Source organism: Mesorhizobium sp. M5C.F.Ca.IN.020.32.2.1 (assembly GCF_004023105.1).
Lineage (GTDB): Bacteria > Pseudomonadota > Alphaproteobacteria > Rhizobiales > Rhizobiaceae > Mesorhizobium > Mesorhizobium wenxiniae.
On the sequence record NZ_RZSX01000724.1, the window covers coordinates 1 to 3,306 of the forward strand.

The 3,306-nt window shown below is 65.0% G+C and carries 3 protein-coding genes; 2 read left to right on the forward strand and 1 reads right to left on the reverse strand.

Annotated elements, in window-relative coordinates; genetic code table 11:
- Positions 1–25: 25 nt before the first annotated feature.
- Entirely contained in the window at positions 26–1,228 is a 1,203-nt protein-coding gene (locus EOA86_RS27715) for a cytochrome c peroxidase (RefSeq protein WP_128344592.1), read from the forward strand.
- Between the two features lie 215 nt (positions 1,229–1,443).
- Here EOA86_RS27715 and EOA86_RS27720 read toward each other — a convergent pair whose 3' ends face one another.
- On the reverse strand, positions 1,444–1,896 hold the full coding sequence (locus EOA86_RS27720; RefSeq protein WP_029353359.1) for an Lrp/AsnC ligand binding domain-containing protein: 453 nt from the start codon (positions 1,894–1,896) through the stop codon (positions 1,444–1,446).
- A gap of 162 nt (positions 1,897–2,058) precedes the next feature.
- Between EOA86_RS27720 and EOA86_RS27725 the strand changes: the two genes are divergently transcribed.
- A partial coding sequence (locus tag EOA86_RS27725) for a proline dehydrogenase family protein (protein WP_206630148.1) occupies positions 2,059–3,306 on the forward strand: 1,248 nt, incomplete at its 3' end.

A 3,306-nucleotide genomic window follows, 5' to 3' on the forward strand; every position in this document is an offset into this window, starting at 1 on the left:
GTGTTGCTCTGAGCGCTGGAGCAAGATGAACCGCTTTTCGCGTCTTTTCGCGCTGCTGGCGATGGGCGTGCTTGCCGGCTGCGGCAAGCCGGAGTTTTCCGATGCCGAAAAGAAGACCATCGCCTCACTGGCGCTGTCGGCGCTACCGCCGCCGAAAACCGACACCACCAACCGCTTCGCCGACGTGCCGGCCGCCGCCGCCCTCGGCGCGACGCTGTTTTTCGACGTCGGGATGAGCGGCGACGGCAAGGTTTCCTGCTCGACCTGCCACAAGATCGACCGGCAATTCCAGGACGACCTGCCGCAAGCGGTCGGCGTCGGCCGCACCAACCGGCGCACTATGCCGCTGGCCGGCGTCGCGCATGATCCATTCTTCTTCTGGGACGGGCGGCGCGACAGCCTTTGGGCGCAGGCGCTGGCGCCGCTGGAGAATCCGCTGGAGCAGGCCGGCAATCGCGCCGCCTACGCGCATTATATCAAGGCGCGATTCGGCGAGCGCTATGAGCGCATCTTCGGGCCGCTGCCCGACCTTTCGACTGTGCCGGCCAATGCCAGCCCGCTCGGCAGCGATGCCGAGAAGGCGGCGTGGAGCACGATGACCGAAGCGCAGGCCGAGGGCGTCAATCGCGTCTTCGCCAATATCGGCAAGGCGATCGCCGCCTTCGAGCGGTCGATCGCGCCGCCGCAGACGCGCTTCGACCGGTTCGCTGCCGCCCTGGCTACTGGTATACAGTTGCCGCAAGGCGACGATGCTTTTTCGCCCGAGGAAATCCTCGGGCTAAAGCTGTTCATCGGCAAGGCCAATTGCGTGACGTGCCACACCGGGGCGCGTTTCACCGACGGCAGCTTTCACAACACCGGCGTGCCGCCGGTTGCAAATCTGCCTGCGGATCGCGGCCGCATAGATGCGGTGGCGCAGGTCGAGGCCGACCCGTTCAACTGTTTCGGCGCGTTTCGCGATGGCGACGCCAGCGCCTGCGGCGAGCTGCGCTTCATGGTCAAGGCCGGACCGGAACTCGCCCGCGCCTACAAGACGCCGTCGCTGCGCGGTGCCGCCACCCGTCCCCCCTACATGCATGCCGGGCAGTTCTCGTCGCTCGACGAAGTGGTGGCGCATTATTCGACGGCGCCGGCGAGTGTCGAGGGCATATCCGAGATCCATCCGCTGCAGCTTTCGGACCGCGAGCGCGCCGCGCTGGTGGCGTTTTTGAAGACATTGGCGGAGTGAAGGACTCGGAATAAAGGCCGGTCGGTAGCGATCCTTCGCGCCCCCTCCGTCCTGCCGGACGTCCCCCCACGAGGGGGAGATTGGCTGTCCCCTCGGCTTTCGCCAATTTTCAACATTGAAGGAAAGGCCGCTGTCGCCGAAGCCGTCGTTCTGGGAGATGTCCGGCAGGACAAAGGGGGCGCTGTCCCGCCGACGTTCACCGCAGCAGCGCTCTACTACCGATCCTTGACCGTCTCCATCGCCACAAAGGTCGAAGTCTGGGCGACGTGGGGCAGGGCGGAGATGCGCTCGCCGAGCACGCGGCGATAGGTGGCGATGTCGGTGGTGCGGACTTTCAGGAGGTAATCGAAGCTCGACGCCATCATGTGGCATTGCTCGATCTCCGGCACCGCCTGCACGGCGCGGTTGAAGGCGTCGAGCGCGGCCGAGCGGGTGTCGGACAACTTCACCTGGACGAAGGCGACATGGCCTTCGCCCATGCGCTCACGGTCGATGATCGCCTGGTAGCCGCGGATGATGCCGTCCTTCTCCAGCCGCTTGACCCGCGCCTGCACCGGCGTCTTCGACAGGCCGACCTTGGCCGCGAGTTCCGACATGGAAAGCCGGCCATTGCTGCCCAGCGCCGATAGGATGTTCCTGTCGATGCGGTCCAATTGGTCTTCTGTCATCGAATTTGCGGTCAAATTGGGGAAAATCAGGCCACAAGATAATCCAATCGGCCTCTCCTGTCGATTTCTTTGGACCGATCGAAACCAAGCTTTGTGTTAGCTTGCGCCATTCGGTCCGGTGACCGCCGGACCACTCCCTGATGCTTGCTCTATAGGACCGTCATGCCAGCGCTCGATGCCATCCGCCAGCAGATCCGTGCCAATTACTTGCCCGATGAAGACGAGGCCGTGAAGTGGCTGGCCGAGGCGACAGGGCTTTCGACGAAAGAGCGGAAGGCAATTTCGGCCCGCGCCGCCGACCTGGTGCGGGCGGTGCGCGGCTCGTCCGATCCGCGGCTGATGGAAGTCTTTCTGTCCGCTTACGGCCTTTCCACCAAGGAGGGCGTCGCGCTGATGTGCCTGGCCGAAGCGCTGCTGCGGGTGCCCGACACCGAAACGATGGACGACCTCATCGCCGACAAGATCGCGCCGCACGACTGGTCAGCGCATTCAGGGGGCTCGAGCTCGATCTTCGTCAATGCGTCGACCTGGGCGCTGATGCTGACCGGCCGGGTGCTCGACGAGGGCGAGGGCGGCATCGAAGGCACGCTGCGCGCCATGGTGCGCCGGCTGGGCGAGCCGGTCATCCGCAAGGCGGTCGCCGCCGCCATGCGCGAAATGGGCGAGCAGTTCGTGCTCGGCCGCACGATTGCCGAGGCCGTCAAGCGCGGCCGGCCGATGACCCAGAAAGGCTATCTCTATTCCTTCGATATGCTGGGCGAAGCGGCTCGCACCGAGGCGGACGCGTTGCGCTATCTCAAGGCCTATGCCGAGGCCATCTCCTCGCTCGATGCCGGCGCCAATGGTCCCGACATCCGCCAGAACCACGGCATCTCGGTCAAGCTCTCGGCGCTGCACCCGCGCTATGAAGTGTCGCAAAAGGAAAAGATGCTGCCTGTGATGGCCGAGCGGCTTTTGTCGCTGGCGCTGGCGGCGCGCCATTCGCGCATGGGCCTCAACATCGACGCCGAGGAGGCCGACCGCCTCGACCTGTCGCTCGAAATCATCGAGCGGGTGCTGGCCGAGCCGGAGCTTGCCGGCTGGAACGGTTTTGGCGTCGTCGTCCAGGCCTATGGTCCGCGCGCCGCCTTCGTCATCGATTGGCTCTATGCGCTGGCGAAGAAGTACGACCGCACCATCATGGTGCGGCTGGTCAAGGGCGCCTATTGGGACACCGAGATCAAGCGGGCGCAGACGCTCGGGCTCGACGGATATCCGGTCTTCACCCGCAAGGCCAACACCGACGTGTCCTACCTCGCCTGCGCGAAAAAGCTGCTGTCGATGACCGACCGCATCTATCCGCAATTCGCCACCCACAACGCCCACACCGTCGCCGCCATCCTGTCGATGGCTGGGGATCGTGACTCATTC